This window comes from Paenibacillus sp. 1A_MP2 (genome assembly GCF_052244825.1).
In the GTDB taxonomy this organism is placed as follows: domain Bacteria; phylum Bacillota; class Bacilli; order Paenibacillales; family Paenibacillaceae; genus Paenibacillus; species Paenibacillus vandeheii.
Genome location: NZ_JBQQCS010000001.1, coordinates 769204 through 794707, shown reverse-complemented (window position 1 = coordinate 794707; position 25504 = coordinate 769204). Strand labels below are relative to the sequence as shown.

Genomic DNA, 25504 nt, shown 5'->3' with positions numbered 1-25504 from the left:
AATATCAGCATTTTTCACAATCCCAAAGAATTATGCAAAATGCTGATAAACAAGGAGGAGTACGGTAATGGATGCAAAGACAGACCTAGATATATCCGAGGACGTTCTTCTACGCAAAGGCGCCCGCAAAGCAGCTGACATTCCGGATCAGATACGCAGCCTTCTTCAAGCCGGACATATCGAATCGGTGAATCTGACGGAATGGCTCGCTGTGGACCACATTCTCCTTTTTCAGCAGGTCGCCCAGGAACTTCGAATGGATGCCGAAACCCGCGAGATTACGGAGCAGTTAACACAGATGAATGAACAGCGAATTATGAAAATCATCCCCGCTATCGCCAATCAGTGGCTCGCACTTCTGGAGCGCCTGGGAGACAATGAGCGAATGCATCATTTCCGATTCCTTGCAGATCATAGATCAGATAGTGTACGCTGCTGGGCAGCCTATATGATCGGATTGGATTCCCGCTTGAATCTGAGTGAAAAGTTGAATTGGATCAGACCTTTCGCAGCAGATCATCACTTTGGTGTAAGAGAGATCGCCTGGATGGCTGTTCGTGAGCCAATTACGGCTGAGCTATCAGACGCTGTAGCGCTTCTGGTGGAATGGACGATAGATCCTGACCCGCTGATCCGTCGGTTTGCTATAGAATCAACAAGACCGCACGGTGTGTGGGCCAAGCATATTCAGGAGTTAAAAGAAAATCCAGCCATCGCTCCTCCCCTGCTCGATCATGTGAAATCCGATGCTCATAAATATGTGCAGGACTCTGTCAGCAACTGGCTGAACGACGCAGGCAAAACCAACCCGGAGTGGGTTCGTCAGGTGTGTGACACCTGGATTCAGCAATCGGATACCAAGCATACACTGCGGATCGTCGAACGTGGTCAACGAAGCCTTTAATCTTTAAGTAATCCTTATACAGGACACTCCCCCGGCAATTTGAAAGACGAAAAAAAGATGACTATCGCTACATCACAATGGTCATCTTTTTCAATATCTGTACTCCACAGAGTTCTGCCCTTAGACCTGCACGAGATCCATATCCAATTCTTCTGCTTCCAGTTTACGCATGCCCATAATCAGAACGACAATGTTAGCAACCAATAGCATCGCCGGGAAAGGAACAGCCGTATATTGTCCATAAATCAGATGACTTCCCACAGCCCCAATCAGAATGAACGTCAGTACTCCTGAAGCCAGAAGACGAGTACGCGGAATCAACAATCCCACCGCACTGAGCAGCTCCACTGCACCAATGAGATACATCGTCCATGTAGGATAGGAGAACCCTTCGAAAGTCTGTATCATCATCTCTGCTCCACTAACCTTGTTAAACCCTGCCATTACGAACACACCTGCAAGCACAACCAACGCAATATACCCCAAAATTCTTAAACCTTTGTTCATATGTATAATCCTCCTGAAAATGAATGTCCATATCCATCTGTTGTATTTAAAAAGCAATCTATGTAAAAGTTACAACGTAACTCTATTTTTAAAAAATAGCCGTTTTGCACTGCGAAATTAGTATGTGCTGATATTATTCATATTAATAATCATTAACTTACTTTTATGAAGTGAGTATATAATAATAACATTATTTATTCAAGTAATTTTTTGACGAATAGTGTATAATACATTACAAAAGGTATGTTACAGTACAATTTGTAGTAACAGGTTGACTTCATTGTCCCTTACTTTGGTCAGAGCGGCAGAAAGCCACGCACTTTTATATATACGAAAAAAACCTTAATACTTGAATCGAGGTGAACACGTTGAAACTGAGAAAAGTAAAATCGCCAAGTCCCTGTATGATTACTCAAGCCATGGATATCATTGGTAAGAAGTGGGTGCTGCTTATTATGTACCAACTGTTATCCGGACCCAAACGATTCACAGAGCTGGAAGCAGAAATGGCGATTAGCGGTCGTTTGTTGTCTGAGCGCCTGAAGGAAATGGAAATGGAAGGTATCGTAACCCGGCATATGTATCCTGAAATTCCACCCCGCGTAGAGTATGAATTGACGCCCAAAGGCAGAGCCATTGAACCTGTCATTAATCAGATATACAACTGGTCCTCCGACTGGTTGAAACAGCAGCAGTCTACTAAGTAGCTATATGCTGATTCATGCTCAACACAAGGACGCCTGAATTGAACTGATCTTCGGATCAGTCCAGATTCAGGCGTCTTTGTCATGGATTTATAGTTCTTGTTACGTTATACAAGGATTAATGAGAGAGATGTTTGGAGTGCTGAAGCTGTACCGGCAAACCCGAATCTGCCGAAACCAATGCCGCCGTTGTAATCTCTTGTGTGCGACAGGCATCTGCATAATCGGACAAAATCCGTGAGCGATCGCCGGTACGAAGGGCGTGAATAAACGCTTCATTTTCCCGCTCATACGGGTTATGTCCTGCTGGAATCTCCAGACCTGCCATCGCATGAGGGGCAGCACTTGGCAGAAGAAGACGTTCAGGCGTCCAATCCCAGACTCCGGCATCCGTGTAGAACTGGAGCCCTGCGCCGCCCTCACCGTCTGGCAGCAGGCAAGTGTTGGCAATGCTTGCGATGGCCCCACTCTCCAGCTTAAGCGTTACATTCGCTACATCAGCTACCGTGACATGTTCATGCTTCTCATGCATGCTGCGCTGGGCCGCTACTGCGTATACCTCTGTTACTTCGCCAGCACAGTACCGCAGCAGATCCACGATATGAGTCGTCTGTTCCACAAACTGTCCCCGGAGCCTTCCTGACGACGCCACCAGGCGACTCCTGGCATCCCGCCCATCCAGCGACCAAGCGCCATACCGATGGTCTGCTCCTTCATCGCTTGTTGCAGCACCTGTGCGGCCTCCTGATAACGGAAATGATAACCTACAGACGTCAACAATCCGGACTTCTGTACCTGGTCCAGCACCTGACGGGGAATATCCATGCCTGTACTCAGCGGTTTCTCTACCAGGAACGGGATACCCCGACGAATTAATTCGGTTTCAATCGTTCCGTGAGACATCGGAGGAACACAGATATAGACTGCATCCAGCTTCTCACCATCTAACATATGTTCAAGTTCACCGTAGCCAGCAGCATCATAGACGGAAGCCATGGCCTCCGCCTTCTCCAGCGCTGTTCCACAGACAGCTGCTACACGAACGCCTTCCATTCGTGCCAGAATATCCGCATGTACCTTGCTGAACCAACCTGTTCCAATGATTCCGATCTGTAAAGTCATAGATGTAATCCCCTCTCCTGTTACACGCTTACATGTTCCATTCGACCCCGGATGCGAATTCCTGCATTAATTTTGGCCCGATGCCTCCAAGAGCAACTGATCCAGCTCCTGCGTATACCATGTTACTTGCTCCTCAAGCCAATCCATGCGTTCAGCTATATACTGAATTACCGCTGCTTTATACTGACGTACTTCGTCAATGCGGAAAAACAGGTCCCGGTACGTCTCACAAAAAAGTCCGCCGGTGTTACAGACATCTCCTCGTCGATCGCATAACTCAGCATCAGCAGCAGCTCCTGAGGCAGACCATGCAGCTCGGCCTTAGCCCGCGGTTCAGGCATCCGCTCGTACAGTGCATCCACATTGGAACCATATACTCGGGCTAATCGCTCCGCAGCAGATCGATCAAGTCCAAGTGCAACGCCGTCCTTAATCTTGCGTTCAGCATACGCACCAAAGTTAGCAGAACCTCCGACATCTCCCCTGAGATTGGCATTTCTTTCGTTATACATGGCCCAACGGATCTTCCTGTCTCCTGTTCTAACTGGCGGGCAGCCAGATCAACAACCATCTCGGCCATTTTGCGATACCCTGTTAATTTGCCCCCGGCAATCGTAATTAACCCCGACGGGGCTACCCAGACTTCGTCCTTGCGTGAAATTTCAGAAGGCCCCTTGCCTTCTTCATGAATCAGCGGACGCACACCCGCCCAACCGGACTCCACATCCTCAACACGAATCCGTACGTCCGGGAACATCCCGTTGACGGCATCGATGACATAATCCCGATCTGCCTGGGAGATTAACGGGTGTGCGGGATCATCTTCAAAGACGGTATCTGTGGTTCCTACATAGGTTTTACCCTCCCGCGGGACAGCAAAGACCATTCGTCCATCCGGTGTATCAAAATATACAGCCTGCCTTAACGGGAAACGTGTGCCGTCGAATACCAGATGAATACCTTTCGTCATCTGCAATGTTTTTCCTTGACGGGACCCATCGATCTTGCGCAGCTCATCCACCCATGGACCGGAGGAATTAATCACTTTGGTTGCCCGCAGATCATACGATTGACCGCTAATCTGATCCACCGCCTGAATGCCTGTAACCACCCCATTCTCCTTCAGGAATGCGGCTGCCTTTACATAGTTGACGGCCTGAACGCCGCGCCGTACCGCTTCCTTCATTACTTCAATGGTAAGCCGGGCATCGTCCGTCCGGTACTCCACATAGCGTCCACCACCGAGCAGCCCATCTTTGCGCAGCAAAGGCTCATTGTCCAAGACAGCTCCGGCATTTAACATTTTACGTCGTTCACTACGCTTTACTCCGGCAAGCCAGTCGTACACCATCAGGCCAATGGATGTGCTGAAGCGGCCAAATGTACCTGCAGTATAGATGGGAAGCAGCATCGGTTCGGGTGTCGTCACATGCGGCCCATTTTCGTACACCACTGCTCGCTCCCGTCCCACCTCAGCAACCATCTTCACTTCAAGCTGCTTCAGATACCGCAGACCGCCATGCACCAGCTTGGTGGATCGACTTGAGGTTCCTGCTGCAAAATCCTGCATTTCCACCAGCGCTGTCTTTAATCCACGGGATGCTGCATCCAGTGCAATACCAGCACCCGTGATTCCTCCGCCAATAATCAATATGTCAAAATGTGCATTCGCCATACAATCCAAATATTCGGTACGTTTTTCTGCCGAGAACGATGCTGTCATCCCGATTCCTCCCTTTCCTTACCTTTGTTTTACTCACAAAAGCACAAAAAAAAGACCACGTCATTCGCTGCAGCAATTGCTGAGCGGTACGTGGTCTCTCCCGATCTCCAGACATCATTTTTTAACTTGTGAGTTAATCCTATCACACATTTCCGGCGGCGTGAAGGCCTGAAATGACACATTATTCAAAAAAATTTCAAAAAGTTGTTCTGCCTGCGGAGGGAATTTCAAGCTGATCCATTAATCATTTATTTTCCCTTAAAGTGGATAGTTGTTTTCTCTTCTCCAGGAAAATAACCCCTGTAAGTTATGCATCATTTTCCACCAATAAATATCATTTATTGTATAAGTTTAACGAAAAAGTACAAATGCCCATTTCACGTATTCTCTACTCATTTGAAAACCATCGCTGCCTTCACGGCACGTTGCCACCCTGCATACAGTTCTGATCGCTCTTCTTCAGCCATAACCGGATGGAAGACACGTTCCGTATTCTCGTGATCCATCAATTCATCCGCACTATTCCAATATCCGACTGCAAGTCCTGCCAAATAAGCCGCACCTAATGCCGTCGTTTCGTTCACAGTGGGACGCTCAACAGGGATATTCAGAATGTCACTCTGGAATTGCATCAGAAAATCATTGGCCGCCGCTCCCCCATCCACGCGCAAGGCATTGACCGAAATACCTGAATCGGATTCCATAGCCGCCAATACATCCTTGGTTTGGTACGCCAGTGCTTCCAGTGTTGCACGGATAAAATGTTCTTTGGTCGTTCCTCGCGTCAAGCCAAATACCGCTCCCTTAACCTCACTGTCCCAATAAGGGCTTCCCAGACCGACAAATGCTGGCACCATATAAACGCCGTCTGTAGAGGGTACGCGTGCCGCATAGTCCTCACTATCTTTGGAGGAACGAAGCATCCTTAAACCGTCACGCAGCCACTGTACCGCCGAACCCGCGACAAAAATGCTACCTTCCAATGCATACTCGATTTTACCATTCATTCCCCAGGCAATGGTTGTAATCAGCCCGTGATCGGACTGCACTGGCTGATCTCCGGTATTCATGAGCATGAAACATCCGGTTCCGTACGTATTTTTCATGCTTCCCTTTGTGTAACAGCCTTGACCGAATAAGGCCGACTGCTGATCTCCTGCTGCTCCGGCAATCGGAATCCGATGACCGAAGAAGTGATAGTCAACTGTATGTGCATACACCTCGGATGAACCGCGTACTTCCGGCAGCATCGCTTTGGGAATGTCCAGAATCTGCAGCAATTCGTCATCCCATTGCAGATCATAGATGTTGTACATTAAGGTTCGGGAAGCATTGGATACATCGGTGACATGTGTACCGCCGCTCAGCTTCCAGATTAGCCAGCTATCGATCGTACCAAATAGAAGCTCACCCTTCTCTGCACGCTCCTGGGCACCAGGCACATGATCCAGAATCCACTTTACCTTGGTTCCCGAGAAGTAAGGGTCAATGAGCAGTCCCGTTTTGCGATGAAAAAGATCACCCAGTCCCTTCGCCTTCAACTCATCACAAATTCCAGCCGTTTGTCTGGACTGCCAAACTACAGCATTATAGATGGGTCGGCCTGTTTCTTTGTCCCATACCACAACCGTTTCCCGCTGGTTCGTAATACCGATGCCGGCAATCTGAACCGGCTTGATTCCACTTTCGGCCAGACATGAAGCCATCACTGCCAGAATGGAACTCCAGATTTCATTGGCGTTCTGCTCCACCCATCCCGGCTTGGGAAAGTATTGCGGAAATTCCTGCTGTGCAATATGCACAATCTCCCCGCTTTGGTTAAACAGAATAGCCCGGGAACTCGTCGTTCCCTGATCAAGGGCCAATATATATTTTTCCATACAGACAACCTCCTGTTGTGGGATTACTGCTTTTACGCTGTATGCGATTTCTTGTAGTGCCGAATCAGGTCCACGTTGGAAGTGGTTACGGCGGTAGCTCCGGCTTCCAAAGCCAGTTCAACCTCTTCCGGTGAGCGGATCAACCCGCCTGCAATGATGGGGATACCTGTCCGTATGGATACTTCTGCAATAATATGCGAGATAACACCAGGCAGTACTTCAATATAATCCGGCTGGGTCTTGGACAGCAAAAGATAACTTTTCTCCAGCGCATTGGTATCCAGCAAAAAAATGCGCTGAATGGCTGTAATCCCTTTCTGTTTTGCCTTCTGAATTACACTGGCTCGCGTTGAGATCAGTCCTGCCGGGCGAATATGCTGGCATAAATACTCTGCGGCATATTCATCGTTCTTCAGCCCCTGCACCAGATCGGCATGCAGTAATATTTTCTTGTCACGCCGCCGCGCTTCCTCCATCACACTGTGAAGCTGCGCGATGTGTGTATCCAGTACAACCCCATAGGTGTAAGGGCCTTCAATCATTGCTTCGAACTGCTTCATGCTCTTGGCAGCCGGTAACACATACTGTCCCTCAAATGGCACCCTCGTTCCTCCCGCATAAATCAGATGCCTATATTGTATAGTTCACATGGTGGAACGGCAAGGGAAGTCAGGGTCGAAAGAACATTTCTTGACGTAAGAATGGACTATTTCGTTGTCTAAACTCAAAAAAGCTGTTCATGTAACCCCGGAAGGAGCATACACGAACAGCTTAAATTATCCTGTCTATTGAACAGTAGAACAAATCGACTTCATGGCAAATTATGCTGAATGTTCCATCAGGATCATCCTTTTAAGCCTGGGCATGCGGAAGCAAGGTTTCTTCTCCAGCCCAGCCATCCTTCTCTGCCAAGTGGCCGGAACGGCTCACTTTGGTCTGCAAATATTTTTCGTTGAAGGCCGACCGATCTCCCCACAGTGGAACACGTCCACCCACATTCAATCCCGCTTCCTGCAAAGCAGCGAGCTTACGTGGATTGTTGGTGATCAATGTAACGGGTGCTGAACGCAATGCACGCAATACAGCAATGGCATCATCATAATTACGCGCATCATCTGTGAATCCAAGTTGCAGGTTCGCATCAACGGTATCCAAACCTTCCTCTTGCAGCAGGTATGCCATCGCTTTGCTGAACAGACCTATACCGCGGCCTTCATGATTCGCCAAGTAGAACAGCGCGCCTGCTCCGTGGGCAGCAATCATCTTCATCGATTGCTCCAGCTGGAAGCCGCAGTCACAACGTTTGCTGCCAAAAATGTCGCCTGTATGACAGATGCTGTGCATCCGAATCAGCGCTTCCTGTGCTTCGGCAAAGTCACCGTATACCAATACACTGGATTGCTGGCGTTCAGCCAGTTCGGCAGTAGCGAGCGATTCAATCAGCTCACCGCTTTCCATGGCCTTCTCCGATTTCATCCAGCTGTACCACTGGAAGGTATGTGTCTCTCCATCAAGATTCACCGGGAGCTTAATCGGACCCACGAGGTATATGAATTCTTTTCCACTAGGAAAAGTCTGAATTTTGGGGCAAGCAGTTGAATAATATGTGAATTAATCATTAGTAAGTTCCTCCTGTTAAGCCATCTTTGGTTAGGAATGGATTCGCATTTTGACGGAAAATGGATCACTGAACGGCATATCGTACGCATCTATATTATTGTCATCATCATTAGTTACTTTATGTAAGCAAGTTTAAAATAAAAATTATGTTGTGTCAAGTAACTTTTGTTTCTAAAGTAACTACTAAATTCATGATACGTAACCGACACAAATTTGTGTTTCATTTCAGGAATATTGGGTATGAGTTTATAAACTGCTCATACACTTATGTTGTAGTCCATCGCACTTCATGCCTCGAACTTAACGATGAGGGGGTTATCACATGATCCGCCGGAAAAGAACATGCTGGACAGCCATTCTGCTAGTCTGTGTCATGCTGGTGAGCGGATGCTCCATCTGGCCGGGACAGAACGATTCAACGAGCAACAAAAAGGTAGCGCTTACATTATGGTACTGGAACCGTTCCATCGATGATAAGCTAATTGCCAAGGCCAAGGAAAAGTTCCCCAATATTGAACTGACCGCCCAGAAAATCGGCGGTGATTTCAAGGCAAAACTCAAAACGACACTCGCTGCGCGCTCAGGTGAGCCCGACATTGTCGCATTGAACGATTGGATCATGGAGCTTTTTCCCAGCGAGGACCGTTTCTATAATCTGTATGATCTCGGCGCAGGTGACGTCGAAGACCAATATCTGGATTGGAAATGGAAGCAAGGTGTTACGCCAGACGGGCAGATGATCGGCTTCCCCATGGATACGGGACCGACAGCTCTCTTCTACCGTGCAGATCTGTTTAAGGAGGCCGGATTGCCTTCCGAGCCTGAAGAAGTGGCTCGTCAGATCAACAACTGGGATGCCTATTCTGCTGCCGGAGAAAAGATCAAAGAGAAGTTCGGAGGCAAGGTATTTCTAACCGATAATATTGGAACCGTTTACAATCAAGTATTGTCGCAAGGAACCGAACGGTATTTCCGTCCGGACGGCTCGTTTATCGGCATGGATTCGCCACTCGTCAAGCAGAGCTGGGATATCGCCGTATCCTTCAAACAAAAAGGGCTGCTCGCCAATGCAGACGGCTGGACCCGGGCTGGAACGCAGCGATGAATAATGGTGAGATTGCCTCCTTTGTGGGAGCGGTCTGGATGAAGCAGGTATTGCAGGAAGCCGCGCCGGATACATCAGGCCAGTGGCGAGTCACTCGCGCTCCTGGGGGAGACGGCAATAACGGCGGGTCATTCCTGTCCATTTTGAAATCGAGCAAACATCCAAAAGAAGCGTTCGAAGTCATCCAGTGGCTGCAAAGCCCGGAAAACCAGCTTGAACAGTATACAACGTTGAACCTGTTTCCATCGGCACCGGGTGTGTTTGATACACCGGCGATGAAAGAAGAAGAACCCTTCTTCGGCGGACAGGCGACAGGGCCTGTATTTGCCGAATCGGCACAGCATGTGCCAGAAGCATTCTTTGGCGAACGATACCCTTCGGTACACAACATCATAACTCGGCGGCTGAATGATATTGCGAAGCAAAATGCCAACCCGGAGCAGGTCTGGCCCGATACGGTCCACCGTGTTGAGCGGGAGTTACAGCGTTAATTCAGACACTCTTACGAGATGGCAATCCGCAAAGGAGGAATTCATATGGCTGTAACGGAACCTCGCCTCACCCCGGATCCCGGAAAGGTACGTCCGGATTTGGATCGGCAGAAATCACTCTTGTCCCGGATGTGGGAACATCGCGCACTCTATGTGGCGATCTCCCCGTTTTACATTCTGTTTGCCGTATTTGGACTGTTTCCGATCGGGTTTTCCTTATATCTGGCCTTCCACAAATGGGATGGCATTGGCGTAATGACCTATAACGGACTAAACAACTTTAAATATATGCTGACTGATGCAGAATTCTGGCAAGCGGTGGGCAACACGTTCATGATCTGGATTTACTCCACCATTCCGATGCTGTTCTTTGCCCTAATTGTGGCATTTTTGCTGCATGCACCTTTTGTAAAATTCCGTACCCTGTTTCGCGTGGGCTATTTCCTGCCGAACGTGACGTCCATCGTGGCCGTCGCCATTATCTTCGGTGCCCTGTTTGCCAACAACTATGGGTTTCTTAACTACCTGTTACAGTCCGTCGGACTTCCGGTAGTGGAATGGCTTAATGCGCCATGGGGCATTAAGGTAGCGATCTCCTCCATGGTCGTCTGGCGCTGGACGGGATACAACGCGGTCATCTATCTGGCCGGACTTCAGAGCATCCCCCAGACATTGTACGAGGCTGCCAAGATTGACGGCGCATCCGGAATACAGTCCTTTTTCCGCATTACAATTCCGATGCTGCGACCCGTCATTCTGTTCACTGTAATCACATCGACGATCGGCGGCATGCAGCTGTTCACCGAACCACAAATTCTCGTGGGCAACGATGGCGGCGCAGGTGCAGCCGGGATGACCATTGTATTGTACCTTTACCGCGAATCGTTCATTAACAACTACTTCGGCTATGGTGCTGCGGTTGGCTGGGCATGTTCCTCATCATCGCCCTGTTCTCGATCGTGAACTGGAAGCTCGTTCAAGGCAAGTCATCCTGATGTGACAAGGGGGAGCGCTCATGACGTCCAAATCTCTCAAATCGCTGGTGTTGTATACCGGTCTTATCGGGGGCATGCTCATTTCCATGTTCCCGTTCTATTGGCTGATTGTAATGTCCACCCGGACGACGTCCGATATCTATAAGTTCCCACCTCAGCTCTGGTTTGGGGGCGAACTGTGGAACAATGTTAGTCGGGTGCTTCAGCAGATTGACTTCTGGGCGCATTCATGAATACGTTGTTTGTGGCGGGTTTGGTGACGATACTGGTGCTGTTTTTTGATTCACTGGCAGGGTTTGCGTTTGCGAAGTTTGAATTTCCGGGCAAAAAATGGCTCTTCGTCCTGCTGCTCGCCACCATGATGGTGCCTTCCCAGCTGTCGCTGGTGCCTTCCTTCGTGCTCATGGCGACGTTCGGATGGGTCGGTTCCTTCAAAGCCCTCATTATTCCGGGCATGGTGAACGCCTTCGGCATCTTCTGGATTCGCCAGTATGCCACGGAGTCTATTCCGAATGACCTGCTGGATGCCGGACGCATCGATGGCTGTAATTTCTTCCGGCTCTATTGGAACGTGGCATTGCCCATTCTGCGGCCTGCCTTCGCCTTCCTCGGGGCGTTCACATTTATTGGCGTATGGAATGATTATCTCTGGCCCCTGATTGTCTTGACGGATGTGCGAAAGTATACACTGCAGATTGCGCTGTCTCAATTAAACGGATTGTACAATACGGATTATGCAATGGTTATCGCAGGTACACTGCTGGCCGTTATTCCGCTGATCGTGATGTTCCTGTTCATCAGCCGCCAGTTTATCTCCGATATTGCCGCAGGGGCGGTAAAGGATTAGGGACAGCTGCATTTTGATCCATCCCTCAAGTCTGATATTCTTATCTATAGATAAATAACAGATGCCATATAAGTTGGGTGAATAGCGCCACGTGGACGGAGGGGACAGAAAGGGCCTGGAGAAATGAAATGTTCGCATTTATAACTAAATTTCTCCCTTTGAAGAGGGATCAAAGAAATTTGGGGATAACGGCGATCGGAAGGCTTTCTGTACCCGGAGTGTAAACGTGTAACAGTATTCATTTAACTTATATATTCAAGAAAGAGGGATGACAAAATGGCTTCTTCACCCTATATGATCGGCGTAGATATCGGCACCACCTCCACGAAGGCCGTCCTGTTTGAAGAGAACGGAACCATCGTGGCTCAAGGCGGTGCCGATTACCCGCTGTATACCCCTACTCCTGCGATTGCAGAGCAGGATGCGGAAGATATTTTTAAAGCCGTCGTAGAATCGGTTAAACAGGCGACCTCCAAGGCGGGCATCAAACCGGATGAAATTCTGTTTGTCTCGTTCAGTTCAGCCATGCACAGCATTCTGCCCGTCGATGAACATGGCAAACCGCTGATGCGGGCGATGACATGGGCAGACAATCGCAGTGCCGAGTGGACGGAAGCACTCAAAACCGAAATGAACGGTCACGAAATTTATTTAAGAACAGGCACACCGATTCATCCCATGTCACCCCTGACCAAAATCATGTGGTTGACCCGAGATCAACCGGAACTGTCCAAACAGACGCACAAGTTCATTTCAATGAAAGAATATGTTTTTTATAAATTGTTCTCCGAGTATGTGATTGACCATTCCATGGCCTCCGCCACCGGACTGATGAATCTCGAAAAGCTTGACTGGGACGAGGAAGCACTACATGTCGCAGGCATCACTCCGAATCACCTGTCCCGCCTTGTGCCGACGACTCATCTGCTCAAGAAAGGCTTAAATCCTGAGTATGCCAAAGAGATGGGTGTTGCGGACACGACGCCATTTGTCATCGGAGCAAGTGACGGCGTGCTCTCCAATCTGGGCGTAAACGCCATTGATCCAGGCGTCGTGGCCGTTACCATCGGGACCAGCGGAGCGATTCGTACCGTTGTGGACAAGCCGGTCACCGATCCGAAAGGACGCTTCTTCTGTTATGCGCTCACCGAGGATGCGTGGGTGATTGGAGGTCCAGTGAATAATGGCGGGGTTATATTCCGCTGGATTCGGGATGAGTTTGCAGCATCCGAGGTAGAGACCGCGAAACGCCTTGGGATTGATCCATATGAAGTATTGACACGTGTTGCCGAAAATGTACCGCCAGGCTCAGAAGGCCTGTTGTTCCATCCATACATGACGGGTGAGCGGGCTCCACTGTGGAACCCTAATGCTCGCGGCTCGTTCTTTGGCCTGACGCTGCATCACAAGAAGGAGCACATGATCCGCGCTGCTCTGGAAGGTGTCTTGTTTAATCTGTACACCGTCATGTTGGCAATTGAAGAGAAAATCGGTCGTCCGAAAAAGATCCAGGCCACAGGCGGCTTCGCCCGCTCTGAACTATGGCGCCAGATGATGGCTGATATTTTCGATCAGGATGTCATCATTCCCGAAAGCATCGAGAGTTCCTGCCTCGGGGCAGCCGTACTGGGGCTGTATGCCCTTGGCCGCATCGATTCCCTCAGTGCCGTCTCCGGCATGATTGGATCGACCCATCGGCATCAGCCAGACCTGGATAGCGTGCGCGTCTATCGCGAACTGCTGCCGATCTTCATCCGCATCTCCCGTAAGTTTGAAGAGGAGTATGCCGATATCGCTGCTTTTCAGAACAAAACGATGCAGAAGTGAGTGGATTGGGTGAATGGTGAGTGAGTAAGCAGGCAAGTCGGCGAGTTCATTACAGGACCGCCTTCCTTCTGCCAAACGCCATACGCTAACGAACCGTACGCACCTTATTAGAGGTTTAAAGCTTGGTTTAGTATTCTAACGAACTTCAGCCACCTTATACCGGGTAATTGCAGCATATATCTGCCTATAAGTTGAAAATACAGGGCAATAGCGTGCCTGAGATTCGTTAAAAATTTGATTATGCCGAATACCCTCCAATAGCGTGTGTGAGATTCGTTGGAAGTAGCCGTTCACCCTATCCATGCTATGGATGGTCGCTGGGGGCTGCGCCCGGTTCGTAATAACATATGACACCCCGATGACCAGTCAGATGCAATTTCATGAGGGCCGTCCCCTAGTGCAATGGGGACGGCCTTTTTCATGCAGGCTTTTTTTCCACAAAATATAATAAGAATGTTCCTCGTTACTCCTCCGCTCACCTCACACTTAATAACGTGCTGATGAGTATGTTAAGCAAAATAGTGGCAATCAGCATGCTGAATATAAAATGATTGACATATGGGCATAACAAAACTCCACAGCATGAAGCTGCTGTGAAGTTTTAGGTTGTCTACAGGTACATGAAAATTACTGGTTATATTTGCTGAATGCATCCTTATCGGACTGCACGTTTTCCAAATATGCAATCTGCCCCGCCTCATTCACACGAGCAATATCGATGCCTGTTTTGGCATATACGGTACCATCTGTCGCTAGCCCACATAAGGCCCAGTTCGTCTGATAGCTGCCGTCCGGTTGAAGCTCCCAACGATCCCACATGTGTTTCACATCGCTATTGTATTCGTAAAATGCATTCATAAAACCATCGAAACCTGTTCTGCTGGTGCCGTTCAGAACAATCTCTGCATCCGGTGTAAACAGGGATAACAGATCCTGCATTGCACGTTCGTCCGTACGGGAAGCGTCAAATAAACGGAAATAGTTGTTTAACATTGTCGTATTGCTTGTTGTGCTCATTCATATTCCTCCTAAAATTATACAATCCGCTTTTGCATTATATAGTTCGAAAAATTTCAAACTAACAACTGAGATGAAATGTATCACACTTTCCATTCCCAGGACAACCCTCAGTTCGAAAAAAATCAAACATTGAAAGAGATTGTCGAATATGCTACCGTCATAGATATGAAAACTCCAACGATACCTATGGCTTCGGAATTGAATCTGACTACGGTCTGCAACGCACTCGGTGATCCGGTACGGATGAAAATTGCACACTGTCTGGCCAGCTCTGGTGAGAAAAACTGTTCCGCCTTCGAAGTAGACCATATTTCCAAATCAACGTTGTCTCATCACATTAAAATCCTGCGTGAAGCAGGCCTTATCCAGCCTCGCATTGAAGGCAAACAACATTTTTACTCTTTGCGTAAGGACGATTTGAACACCCGTTTTCCCGGTCTTGTTGAACTGATTCTGAATACCACCGAGGAATGATACCACAATTGCTATCTTCGGCTCCTATCTGCCACAGAGACTCTAAGCTAAATTTGGCTCTCGTACAAGTTTGAATCAAGCTTAGGTTACAATAATGACATCGACAGATTTCCTGTTTAGCTCGTATAATAGGGGGAAATTGCTAGATAGGAGTGAATCAAGCGAATTTATGGTATACATACTGGCTTTTATGCTGTCTTTTGCTGTCGTGGTTCTGCTTATTCCGCCGCTTGGTCGACTGGCACATCGGCTCGATTTTGTGGACAAGCCCCGGCAAGACGTGGAGCGCAAGCTGCACAGGCAGCCCATTCCACTGACGGCGAGTTACGCGATATTTACTGGATTCTTCCTGACATACATTGTTCTGACGAAAGAAATCTCATGGGAAACGGCGGCCCTGGTCGCTGGCGGTATGCTGCTGTTAACGATTGGCACAGTCGATGACTGGTACAAAACCAAAGGCAAAGACTTCCCTGCCCTGCCCAAGATGATTATTCAGGTCTCGGCGGCCGTGCTCGTATTTGCTTCCGGCATTGCTTTCACGGGATTCGTGAATCCCTTCAACTCCGAATACATCATGCTCCCGATCTGGCTGCAATTCATTCTGACGATCCTGTGGATCTTCGGTGTGACGACAGTCATTAACTTCACGGATGGCATGGATGGGCTGGCAGGCGGTTTGTCCGCTATCTCGGCCATTACATTGTTCATCGTTGCAATGACCAAAGGACAAACGGATTCTGCCCTCATGGCCATTACGCTGGTTGGTGTAACCCTTGGTTATCTGAAATATAACAAAGCTCCCGCTAAGGTGTTCATGGGCGATGCAGGAGCTACGTTTCTCGGCTTTATTCTGGCGGTAATCGCCTTGGACGGTGCATTCAAACAAGCGACCATGCTGTCCATTTTTATCCCTATTTTGGCGCTCGGTGTGCCGATCTTCGACAACATTTTTGTGGTCATCAAACGTTTTATCCAAGGCAAAGCCATCTATCAGGCAGATGCGAGTCAAGCACATTATCGCTTGCTGCGTGCTGGTCTGAATCACAAACAGGTAGTTGGGGTCCTGTACCTCATCAGTACCTGCCTTTGCCTCTCGTCCATTATTTTGATGCTGGTGGAGATGTAAATGTTAGAAACAAACGTTACAACATAAGGTTGTAAAAAAGAGACGAGCCCAATAATTTTGTGGCTCGTCTCTTGCTATGTCACTAACGAAGCGAATTAACCTTCTAACGGAGTAGCTATCTTGTCGTGCACAAACCTCTGTCTACGCACTCTACCCTATCCGATACCCGCCCCTGCCTGCATCTGGACCTTATATTCGCTCTTATCTTGGAGCTACAGATGACAGTGGAACCGCAGGTTTCTGCCCATCTACCCATCCCGGTCGATCGAGTTCGATCAGACGGCGATAACGCTCTTCCCGAGCCAGCAATTGTTCGTGAGAACCCTGCATGGTGATCTGTCCATTTTCCATAAAAATAACTTCATCCATCCGTTCCGCTCCCATCAGGTGATGGGTGACCCAGATCATCGTTTTGCCCTGCATGCTGTCCAGAATCGTTCGCATGAGCGCTCGTTCCGTCACAGGATCAAGTCCTACCGTCGGCTCATCGAAAATAACGACAGGCGTTTCGCGAAGCAGCACCCGGGCCAGCGCAATCCGCTGTCTTTCTCCACCAGAGAAACGAAGACCGGTCTCCAGCATCGGAGTATCGTACCCCTGTGGTAAAGATTCAATGAGATCGGATAGACCTACTTGCGCGGCCACTCGCTGGATCTCCTCGTCTGTTGCATGCGGACGGCCAATTCGCAAGTTGTTGGCTACCGTCGTATCAAATAAATGCGGGCTTTGATTCAGCACGGCAATAACATCCGGTACATTCTCGCCTAGCGTTTGTACTGGAAGATCATTGATTAACACGTTCCCGGCGGATGGAAGCAACGCGCCCTGAATCAGCTTCAGAAGGGTCGACTTTCCTCCGCCACTGCGACCGAGAATAGCCAAACGTTTGCCCTGAGGAAGATGAAGGGATACATCCTGCACTGCAAATGGAGCATCTGGCGTATAACGATAACTCACCTGATCGATCTGAATATCAGCTCGCAGCCTGGGCGGAATGCGCAAGCGAATACGTCGATCCGATGCACTCTCTGTGCGCTCCAGGGAACCCGGCTGCTGTCCAGCTACCGAATTGCTGCCTGATACACCTGAGGTCATATCCTCTTTCACTCTGGCTGCTGCATTCAATTCTTCAATTCCAGACTGTTCTGACGTATGCTCTTCACCTTCCAAGTGCTGCAATCGTTCCAGCGATTCACGATACTGCGGGATATGCTCTACGGCATCGCCTACGGGCAGCAATGCTTCCGTGAGTGGAAACAGCACCAACACAAATGCAGCAATCATGACCGCAGGCAGCTGCCCGGCAGAAGCCGAACTTCCCGCCCATAACGTCACGGATACGACCATTAATCCAATCACGCACTGAGCTAACAGATCACGCCAGCGCGTCCATTGCCGTAATCGGAGCTGAATAATATCTGCCTGTCCTTCTGCCTCTCCCTGCCGACGTACAAATTCAGCGGCTCGTCCACTCGCTACCCAATCCCCAAGGCCAAGCACACCATCTGTCAGCCGAGTGTACAATTTAGCATTCTCCCGCTTCAGTCGCACCCGCAATTTCCACGTCACACGGAGTGAGATGTCAGGCAGCACGGCCACCAGAAAAAGCATATATAAACCCATCCACAGTGCAAACCCCAGATCAACGCTGCCAAAAGCTACAACAGCTCCACCGTACATCACGAGCGCCGTAACCGCCGGAAACACCGTACGCAGGTAAATATCCTGCAGTCGTTCCACGTCCTCTGCGAGAGCACCAAGTACGTCTCCTGTCTGCATGCGGGAGCGCAGAAACAGTGCTTGCGGCTCCAAAATCCGATACAGCTTCACGCGCTGATCCGCAAGCACACGCAAAACGGCATCATGTCCGGCCAGACGTTCGACATACCGGAATACGGCACGGAAAATCCCAAATGCACGAACACCCACAATCGGTACATATACCATCAAAATATTTTCAGGACGGAGCGCTGACTTGGAGATCAGAAACCCGGAGGTGAAGAGCAGCATGACAGCACATAGCGTAGCGCATAACCCCAGCGCAATGACTGCCACCAATCTCCAGCGGTACTGTGCCACGTACGGAGTGATCCAACTATTCTTTTCGCTCCCGCTATGGGCTGTTTCTGTCTGCTCGTATCCGGCTTTCATCTCATACCGCCTCCATCTGGGCCTGAATCATCTGGTAATATACGCCTTGTCGTGCCAACAATTCCTCATGTGTTCCTGTCTCTGCAACCGTGCCGCCATCCATTACGATTATCCTGTCCATATGGGGCATCCAGTGCAGTCGATGTGTTGCCAGAAACACCAGCTTGCCCTCAAACAGCGGCAGCATCGTCTGTTTCAGTTCATACTCGGTCTCCACATCCAGATGAGCGGTCGGCTCATCCAGTAGGAGAATCGGGCGCGCACTAAGCAGGGCTCTCGCCAAAGCCACCCGCTGTTCCTGCCCGCCGCTGAGCTGCCTTCCCCGGCCCCAATCAGCTCCTGCAACCCATTCGGCAATGAGGAAGCAAGCTTGTGCAAACCAGCTGCGCGAATGGCTTCTGCCACCTCCGCATCCGAAGCTTCCGGCTTATAAAATCGAATGTTATCCGCCAGACTGCCACTGAAAATGTATGGATGCTGCGGGATAGCAGCCGTTTGTTTGCGCCAATCCTCCATCATCTCTGGAGATAAGGGCTGGCCGTTGTATAAGAATTGGCCTGAAGTAAGTGGCTGGAAGCCTGCCAATACATCAATCAAGGTTGATTTCCCTGCTCCGCTGGCTCCAATAATGCCTACTTTGCCAAGACCGGAAACCTGAAACGTCACATCATTCAGCGAGCATGGCCCATCTTCCTCATGCCGCACCTGTACGTTGGTGAGCGCTACTCTACAGGTCGCCTCCCAGAACGGTTTCGATGAGGAAGCAGCGACGCCACTCCGATCACTTACCTTACCCAAAACCACCCTTATAGTGGATGGAGGCACATCGCATGGGCCAGAAAAAGGCTCAGGCGAAGAGGATTCCCCGTTCTTTTCTGACACATCATGCAGAACAGCACTCGTGTATTCTTCCTTTTGCTTACGTTCGGCCAATTTCCCTCGTTCAATCATCTGACTGATCGTTTCCCCGGCCTCCTTGCCATCCAATGTGGCGTGGTAATCTGCGCCTACCATTCGTACAGGCAGGAAGTATTCGGGTGCGAGAATGAGTACAGTCAGCGCCGGCCCAATCAGCATATGCCCTTCCGTCAGCCGCAGCCCCAAACCAACCGCCACCGAAGCCACCGACAGCATGGTGAAGAAATCGAGTGCGAATGAGGACAGAAAAGCCATGCGCAGGGTAGACATCGTAGCCTTACGATAACGCTGGCTGACCCGAATAATTGTCTCGCCATGTCTGCTGCTCTGTCCCAGTGTTTTCAATGTCTCCAATCCTCGCAGCGTATCCACGAAATGGTTCGCCAACGCTTTGTAGGACTTGAACTGTCCGTCGATCTTTCGCTGTGCAGCCAAACCCACCAGAATCATAAACACGATCAGGATAGGCAGCGTCAGCGTCAAAATCACCCCGGACATCATATCCAGCTTGAAGACGTACAACAGAATAACGATTGGCGTGAATCCCATCCCCAGCATTCGAGGAATAAACAGTTCCAGATACGTCTTATACTGGGCTGTTCCTTCGCGCGCCAACGTTACCAGGTGCCCTGTTCCCTCCGTTTTGGCATAACGCGGCCCCAGCCGAAACCACTGAAGCACCATCTGCTGGCGCAGATCGTTTCCTGTCTTCTCCGCAAATCTTGAAGCAATGAGCTGCAACCAGAAGGAGATGGCATAGCGGGCGGCAAAAGCAGCCAGGAACCACAGCAGCACCGGGTACTGCTCCGTTACGGTTGAACCTTCAAACAATGCCGTAATGGACTGTGCCAGCCATTTGGCCTGCATGATAATCGTCATCGCCTGCAACAGCACCAGCGCTGAGGCCAGCGCGAGTACCGGACGGATGCCCGGCAGCTTCAGCAGCCCCCGTCCCATCTCAGTACTCCAGGTGATGCTGATCGTTCAGACGTTTGCGGAAAATGTAATAACTCCAGATCTGATAGCCGAGTACAAACGGAAGCAGCGTACAAGCCACAATTGTCATCACTTTCAGCGAATATGCACCGGATGAAGCATTATAGACCGTCAGGTCAAACGCCGAACCCATTGAACTCACCATGACCCTTGGGAACAGACCGATGAATACGGAGGCAAACGCGATCGCAATCACGGCTCCTGTCATGCCGAAGGCCCATGCTTCACGCTTCTGACGCACGAAGTAAGCCGCCAAACCCAATGCAGCAGCACCCAGGACAACCATAATCCAGAGTGCCCAGCCGCGTACGGCGAACACATCGGTCATGAAGTATGTCATCACAGCGTAGATCGCGAGGATCGCGGCCAGCGGTAGCATCAGCTTTTTGGCCATATTCAGGGCACGTTCTCTAAGATCTCCGACGGTCCGCAAGGAAGCAAACAGCAGACCATGGACCAGACATAACAACGTCACGCTCAACCCACCTACCACCGTATACGGATTGACGATGTCCAGGAAGCCGGGGCGAAGCTGCATCTGCGCATCAATAGGTAGGCCTTTCATCAAGGTAGCGAAAACAACCCCGAACAAGAACGGCAGTAACGCACTGGAGACTACGATGATGATGTCCCAAGTTTTGCGCCAGCGTTCATGTCTCATCTTGCTGCGGAACTCAAAGGCAACTCCGCGGCCGATCAAGGCCAGCAGCACCACCACCAGCGGCAGATAAAAACCGCTGAACAGCGTGGCGTACCAGTGCGGGAAGGCAGCAAACATTGCACCCCCCGCCGTAATCAGCCAAACCTCATTGCCATCCCAGAACGGACCGATCGAGTTGATCAGCGTACGACGTTCACGATCCGTTTTGCCGATGATTGCAGTGGACATGCCCACACCAAAATCAAAACCTTCCAGAAAGAAAAAACCAACAAACAAGACGGCAATCAGCAAAAACCACAACTCACTTAGTGACAACAGAATAACCCCCATCCACGCCGAACGGATCGGCCGATTCATCATGCTCCTCCGGCTTTTCGACTGCATATGGCCCGGCCTTGATTTCACGAACGAACAGATAAACCATCACAATGCCGAGAACCGTATAAGCTGCTGTAAACGCAATGGTGGAGAACAATATCTGTCCTGCGCTTACGTTCGGGGATACCCCGGCTGCAGTCGTCATGTAGCCGAATACCGTCCAAGGCTGCCTTCCTACCTCAGTCATAATCCAGCCTGACGTATTGGCGATAAACGGCAGGGAGATGGCGAACACCATCAGACGCATAAACCACTTGCCTGCTCCCTCTAACCTCCGGCGCATCGTCAGGAATGTACCGTATATAGCCAGCAAAATCATCAATCCACCCGCAGCAATCATGATGCGGAAGCTCCAGAATGTCGTCCGGACTGGTGGAATATAGTCGCCTGGTCCATACGTTTGCTCGTACTCCGCTTGCAGTTCTTTCATGCCTTTGACACTGCCGGAGAACTTGCTATAGGACAGATAACTGAGTAATCCAGGGATCTTGATCTCGCCGGAATTCTCCTGTTTGTTCGGATCGATAAAAGCCACCACCGTCCATGGTGCAGGGTCTTCCGTCGTCGTCCATGTTCCTTCACTGGCGGCCATTTTCATCGGCTGCGTCTCCACCAGATATTGCGCCTGGAAGTGACCCGAGAAAGCAACCCCCAACGAGGAAACCAGGCCAATAATGATGGCAATGTTAAATGATTTGCGGAAAATCTCCACATCCTGCTTCTTCATCAGCTTGTAAGCACTAATGCCGGTTACGACAAATGCCCCTGTCATCAAGGCACCAAAAATCGTGTGCGGGAACTCCACCAGCAGTTGACCATTGGTAATCAGTGCAAAGAAATCATTCATCTCGGCACGGCCATTATTAATCTCGAAGCCTACCGGGTGCTGCATGAATGAATTGGCTGCCAGAATCCAGAGCGCAGACAGAAATGTGCCGACAAATACCAGCCAGATACAGGCCAAGTGCACTTTCTTGGACAAGCGATCCCATCCGAAAATCCAGAGGCCAATAAAGGTAGACTCCATAAAAAACGCCAGCAGGGCTTCCACAGCCAGTGGCGCACCAAATACGTCCCCAACAAAGCGGGAGTACTCCGACCAGTTCATGCCGAACTGGAATTCTTGCAGAATGCCTGTGACCACACCGACAGCAAAGTTAATCAGAAACAATTTGCCCAGAATTTGGCCATCGTTTTGTAAACTTCCTTACCCTTCACTACGTACAACGTCTCCATAATCGCTACCAGCAGCACAAGACCGATGGACAGCGGCACAAAAAGAAATGGAAAATCGTTGTGAGCGCATATTGGATACGCGATAACATGATCGGATCCATACCGTTACCCCTTCTTTCTGTTCCTTCGCAGTTTTCGTATTTGGCATTGAAGCCCCTTCTTCAGTTTCTGTCAGCCAAACACGTATTGATGAACGTATTGTGCCAGATAGACTATTTTATACATGTGACAATTATCACAAACCCTGCCATGACAACAAAAAAAGTGACGATGGTCACACAATAGAAAAAATTAAGCCTATTCTTTGGGCTTGCCAGCTTCCTCTATTCGCGGAAGATGCTCATGTTTGGGACGGAACGCCCATATGTTAGTGTCAGGCATAAAATACACTGTGCAAAAAAGGCATTACATATTGAACCATTGGTTTCATTGATATCATTCAAAGCAACGACGATCCAAAAATCTGCGATGACGTTGCTTCAATTCTTGAACGGACAAAAATGCAAATCAAGTGAGGTGATTTATTGATGGAAGAGTTGTCCCCAATCCCGGACGCGGAGCCGTATTACGGGGTAGTTGCAGAATCAGGTACGGCTCTGCCTGCCTTTCGTTATGTTCTTTTCCCCCGAAAGGGAGGGTGGTCTGCTTTTCCCTATCCAGACATCGCTGCTCTGATGGTCGCGGAAGGGCCTGTCTACTATGTCAGCTGCCTGGAGCGCTCCGAGGAAATGCCTGCGAATATCACTGTCATCACACTTCCCGAAGCTGAACAATTGTTGCAGGAGCCCCGAACGGTTGCAGTGGTTGCTCATCCCTACTGGCTGACCGCCTCAGCCTCACTCAATCCGGAGCTTTGTATTGTACTTCTTCCCGAGCCGGTTGGTGAAGAAGCGGAGTCCCCCTTGTGGGAAAGCTGCATTTCAAGACTGGTCGGAATCGCCGATCTGGTGGGCACCACTTCAGAAACACGCTATATGAAGCTGGTATTCCAGGGTGTACGTGCCATCTGGCTAAATGGAGAAGATACCTCTCCTGCTGGTGTCATGCAAAAGGATGATCTCGAAGTGCCTCTCCGGGACTATGAACTGCTATTCCTGCATGCGCTGCGACAGACCCTCTCGGGTGTTCAGGATACGGTTACCCAGCTGCAATGCAGTGTGCGCGCCGACTTCTATCGTCAGCTTCGCTCCAAAGCAGGAGCGCATGAGACGATTTCCTTTTTGCTGGCCGCCTATGAATATATGCTCGAAGATTCCAGAGCGGTCGCTTCGCTCAAGGAGGCCTTCTCCCACGCAGTATTAAACGGCCGCAATGATTGTGTGAGCTCCCACTATCGATTCCTATCCGCTATTCATGCGAGGACCGGGGAAATCGAGAATGCGTTGCAGGTGTATGGAATCAGCGCTGGCAACGAGCAGGAACGACACCATTATGAACAGCTCTGCCGCTGGCTGGAGGCCGGGGAGAACCAGCTCGTCCAGGCTGAACTGCTGCGTCTGAATGATGATTACGGAAACGCATTGCACATTTTGGATGAACTCGGCGGCGAAACGGCACGACATTGGAAATTTCGTATCTATCAGGAGACTGGGCGTGTGGAAGATGCATTGGATTTGGTGCACACAGTGGATATTCAGGATAATGCCAGCCGACAGGACTATCGGCAGTTATCGGGTCTAACCCTGGCTCTGCGAGGAGAACGGCACGGAGCGGTGAGACAATTTTTGGAGATGGCGCTGGAGGATGAAGATGCTCTTGCCCAGATCGTCGAGATGGAGCTGCTGGATCATGCCGTCCAGCAATTGCTGGGGGAGGTGCCATAATGATGCTGGACCCGAAGAAACGCAGACAACATGTGAATGGACCAATTGTGCATAGGGATATACGATCCGAGACAACTCGTACTCTAACGGAAGCGCCGCAATCACCGCACGCTGAGCCACTGGAAACTGGCGATAGCCATCTGGAAAATGCGCTGAGTCCGTTGGATATCCGAAGTGAAACCCATCAAAGATATAGCACAGAGCACCCAGGAAATCAGGATGCTGTAAAGCACAAGGATACAGGCGTATTCAGAGAGCCGTTCTCGATTCGTCGGGTTCGTAAAAGTCAGGACAATAAACTGACCGCCATGCTACAGGTGCGTAACGAGCGCGGACGATATCTGGAGGAAGTGCTGGACGATCTGAGTGAATTCGTGGATGAAATTGTCATTGTGGATGATGCCAGCACAGATGGAACACCAGATATATGCAGGGCCTATCCAAAGGTCGTTCGCCTGGAAGTGTTGGAAAAGCCGTTATTTGCGGAGGAATGGCGCTTACGTAACGCTCTGTGGCAGGCAGCGGCAGGAACCTCGCCGGACTGGTTGCTCTCGGTCGATGCCGATGAGCTGTACAGTGCGGAAGCCAAGAAAGCGATACGCGCTCTGATTAACCAGGATCATTCGGACTGGATTGCTTTCCGTTTCTACGATATGTGGGGCGGCCGAACCCACTATCGGGAAGATGATCTTTGGGGGCTTCACCGACGGCATACCGCTTCCTTGGTCCGTTATATGCCGGGTTATCCCTACTTTTATCCGCAGCAAAATCATCATGTGCCTCGCCTTCCCTTGCCCTGCACCGTATTGCCCGGAATCAGCACGGAGTTGAAGGTTCAGCATCTTGGCTGGGCAGGAAGTCTGGAGGATCGGGTTCGGAAATACTTGCGTTACAAACGAATTGATCCACACGGCGAGTGGGGCAGCCTGGAGCACTATGAATCGATTCTTGATCCGGAGCCCCGACTGATTCCGTGGAAGGAGGAGCAGTGAG

18 protein-coding genes and 5 pseudogenes are annotated in these 25504 nt (G+C 50.0%); 11 read left to right on the top strand and 12 right to left on the bottom strand.

The genetic code is table 11. The annotated features are described in order from the left end of the window. Nucleotides 1-67 precede the first annotated feature (67 nt). A complete protein-coding gene (locus ACTWJ7_RS04070) occupies nt 68-904 on the top strand; it encodes a DNA alkylation repair protein (RefSeq protein WP_301880350.1) in 837 nt (278 codons plus the stop codon). A gap of 120 nt (nt 905-1024) precedes the next feature. Here ACTWJ7_RS04070 and ACTWJ7_RS04065 read toward each other — a convergent pair whose 3' ends face one another. Then, complete coding sequence (locus ACTWJ7_RS04065; protein ID WP_301880351.1) at nt 1025-1411, bottom strand: DoxX family protein; 387 nt, start codon at nt 1409-1411, stop codon at nt 1025-1027. A gap of 404 nt (nt 1412-1815) precedes the next feature. On the opposite strand from ACTWJ7_RS04065, the gene ACTWJ7_RS04060 reads away from it, so the two are divergent. Then, nucleotides 1816-2118 carry a winged helix-turn-helix transcriptional regulator gene (locus ACTWJ7_RS04060; protein WP_029880866.1) on the top strand — a complete coding sequence of 101 codons (303 nt, stop codon included), beginning with the start codon at nt 1816-1818 and terminating at the stop codon, nt 2116-2118. Nucleotides 2119-2233: 115 nt separating this feature from the next. Here ACTWJ7_RS04060 and ACTWJ7_RS04055 read toward each other — a convergent pair whose 3' ends face one another. The 6 genes and pseudogenes from ACTWJ7_RS04055 to ACTWJ7_RS04030 form a co-directional block, all read right to left on the bottom strand. Next, complete coding sequence (locus tag ACTWJ7_RS04055) at nt 2234-2734, bottom strand: Gfo/Idh/MocA family protein (RefSeq protein WP_443145148.1); 501 nt, start codon at nt 2732-2734, stop codon at nt 2234-2236. Then, complete coding sequence (locus ACTWJ7_RS04050; protein WP_443145147.1) at nt 2680-3237, bottom strand: Gfo/Idh/MocA family protein; 558 nt, start codon at nt 3235-3237, stop codon at nt 2680-2682. Before ACTWJ7_RS04050 ends, ACTWJ7_RS04055 begins: the two co-directional genes overlap by 55 nt. A 66-nt stretch (nt 3238-3303) precedes the next feature. Continuing rightward, nucleotides 3304-4960, bottom strand: a pseudogene (locus tag ACTWJ7_RS04045) (glycerol-3-phosphate dehydrogenase/oxidase). 392 nt (nt 4961-5352) lie between these two features. Continuing rightward, nucleotides 5353-6840: a glycerol kinase GlpK gene (gene glpK / locus ACTWJ7_RS04040; protein ID WP_301880354.1), complete on the bottom strand. Its 1488-nt coding sequence runs from the start codon at nt 6838-6840 to the stop codon at nt 5353-5355. A gap of 32 nt (nt 6841-6872) precedes the next feature. Continuing rightward, entirely contained in the window at nt 6873-7442 is a 570-nt protein-coding gene (locus ACTWJ7_RS04035; RefSeq protein ID WP_094938060.1) for a glycerol-3-phosphate responsive antiterminator, read from the bottom strand. 250 nt (nt 7443-7692) lie between these two features. Further along, a complete protein-coding gene (locus tag ACTWJ7_RS04030) occupies nt 7693-8421 on the bottom strand; it encodes a GTP cyclohydrolase II (protein ID WP_443146339.1) in 729 nt (242 codons plus the stop codon). Nucleotides 8422-8782: 361 nt separating this feature from the next. On the opposite strand from ACTWJ7_RS04030, the gene ACTWJ7_RS04025 reads away from it, so the two are divergent. The 5 genes and pseudogenes from ACTWJ7_RS04025 (at nt 8783) to gntK (ending at nt 13725) form a co-directional block, all read left to right on the top strand. Next, a complete protein-coding gene (locus ACTWJ7_RS04025; protein ID WP_443145146.1) occupies nt 8783-9565 on the top strand; it encodes an ABC transporter substrate-binding protein in 783 nt (260 codons plus the stop codon). Continuing rightward, entirely contained in the window at nt 9562-10056 is a 495-nt protein-coding gene (locus ACTWJ7_RS04020; protein WP_443145145.1) for an extracellular solute-binding protein, read from the top strand. Before ACTWJ7_RS04025 ends, ACTWJ7_RS04020 begins: the two co-directional genes overlap by 4 nt. Nucleotides 10057-10185: 129 nt before the next feature. Next, nucleotides 10186-11051: pseudogene (locus tag ACTWJ7_RS04015) on the top strand (carbohydrate ABC transporter permease). Between the two features lie 20 nt (nt 11052-11071). After that, nucleotides 11072-11898 (top strand): annotated as a pseudogene (locus tag ACTWJ7_RS04010) (carbohydrate ABC transporter permease). Nucleotides 11899-12174: 276 nt separating this feature from the next. Further along, nucleotides 12175-13725 (top strand): gluconokinase, encoded by a 1551-nt coding sequence (gene gntK / locus ACTWJ7_RS04005; RefSeq protein ID WP_301880359.1) that lies wholly within the window; start codon nt 12175-12177, stop codon nt 13723-13725. A gap of 627 nt (nt 13726-14352) precedes the next feature. Here the strand turns inward: gntK and ACTWJ7_RS04000 are convergent. After that, on the bottom strand, nt 14353-14742 hold the full coding sequence (locus tag ACTWJ7_RS04000; protein ID WP_301880361.1) for a nuclear transport factor 2 family protein: 390 nt from the start codon (nt 14740-14742) through the stop codon (nt 14353-14355). A gap of 168 nt (nt 14743-14910) precedes the next feature. On the opposite strand from ACTWJ7_RS04000, the gene ACTWJ7_RS03995 reads away from it, so the two are divergent. Beyond that, nucleotides 14911-15219 carry an ArsR/SmtB family transcription factor gene (locus ACTWJ7_RS03995; RefSeq protein ID WP_301880637.1) on the top strand — a complete coding sequence of 103 codons (309 nt, stop codon included), beginning with the start codon at nt 14911-14913 and terminating at the stop codon, nt 15217-15219. 169 nt (nt 15220-15388) lie between these two features. Next, nucleotides 15389-16348 carry an MraY family glycosyltransferase gene (locus ACTWJ7_RS03990; protein WP_053782675.1) on the top strand — a complete coding sequence of 320 codons (960 nt, stop codon included), beginning with the start codon at nt 15389-15391 and terminating at the stop codon, nt 16346-16348. A 201-nt stretch (nt 16349-16549) separates the two neighbouring features. Here ACTWJ7_RS03990 and cydC read toward each other — a convergent pair whose 3' ends face one another. The 4 genes and pseudogenes from cydC to ACTWJ7_RS03970 form a co-directional block, all read right to left on the bottom strand. After that, a complete protein-coding gene (gene cydC / locus ACTWJ7_RS03985) occupies nt 16550-18499 on the bottom strand; it encodes a thiol reductant ABC exporter subunit CydC (RefSeq protein WP_301880364.1) in 1950 nt (649 codons plus the stop codon). A gap of 1 nt (nt 18500) precedes the next feature. After that, nucleotides 18501-20374 (bottom strand): annotated as a pseudogene (gene cydD, locus ACTWJ7_RS03980) (thiol reductant ABC exporter subunit CydD). A gap of 1 nt (nt 20375) precedes the next feature. Then, nucleotides 20376-21392, bottom strand: coding sequence for a cytochrome d ubiquinol oxidase subunit II (cydB, locus tag ACTWJ7_RS03975; RefSeq protein ID WP_301880638.1), 1017 nt, complete (start codon nt 21390-21392; stop codon nt 20376-20378). Beyond that, nucleotides 21376-22789, bottom strand: a pseudogene (locus tag ACTWJ7_RS03970) (cytochrome ubiquinol oxidase subunit I). Before ACTWJ7_RS03970 ends, cydB begins: the two are co-directional and overlap by 17 nt. A gap of 426 nt (nt 22790-23215) precedes the next feature. On the opposite strand from ACTWJ7_RS03970, the gene ACTWJ7_RS03965 reads away from it, so the two are divergent. After that, complete coding sequence (locus tag ACTWJ7_RS03965) at nt 23216-24511, top strand: hypothetical protein (RefSeq protein ID WP_301880367.1); 1296 nt, start codon at nt 23216-23218, stop codon at nt 24509-24511. After that, entirely contained in the window at nt 24511-25503 is a 993-nt protein-coding gene (locus ACTWJ7_RS03960; protein ID WP_301880368.1) for a glycosyltransferase, read from the top strand. Before ACTWJ7_RS03965 ends, ACTWJ7_RS03960 begins: the two co-directional genes overlap by 1 nt. Nucleotide 25504: the final 1 nt, after the last annotated feature.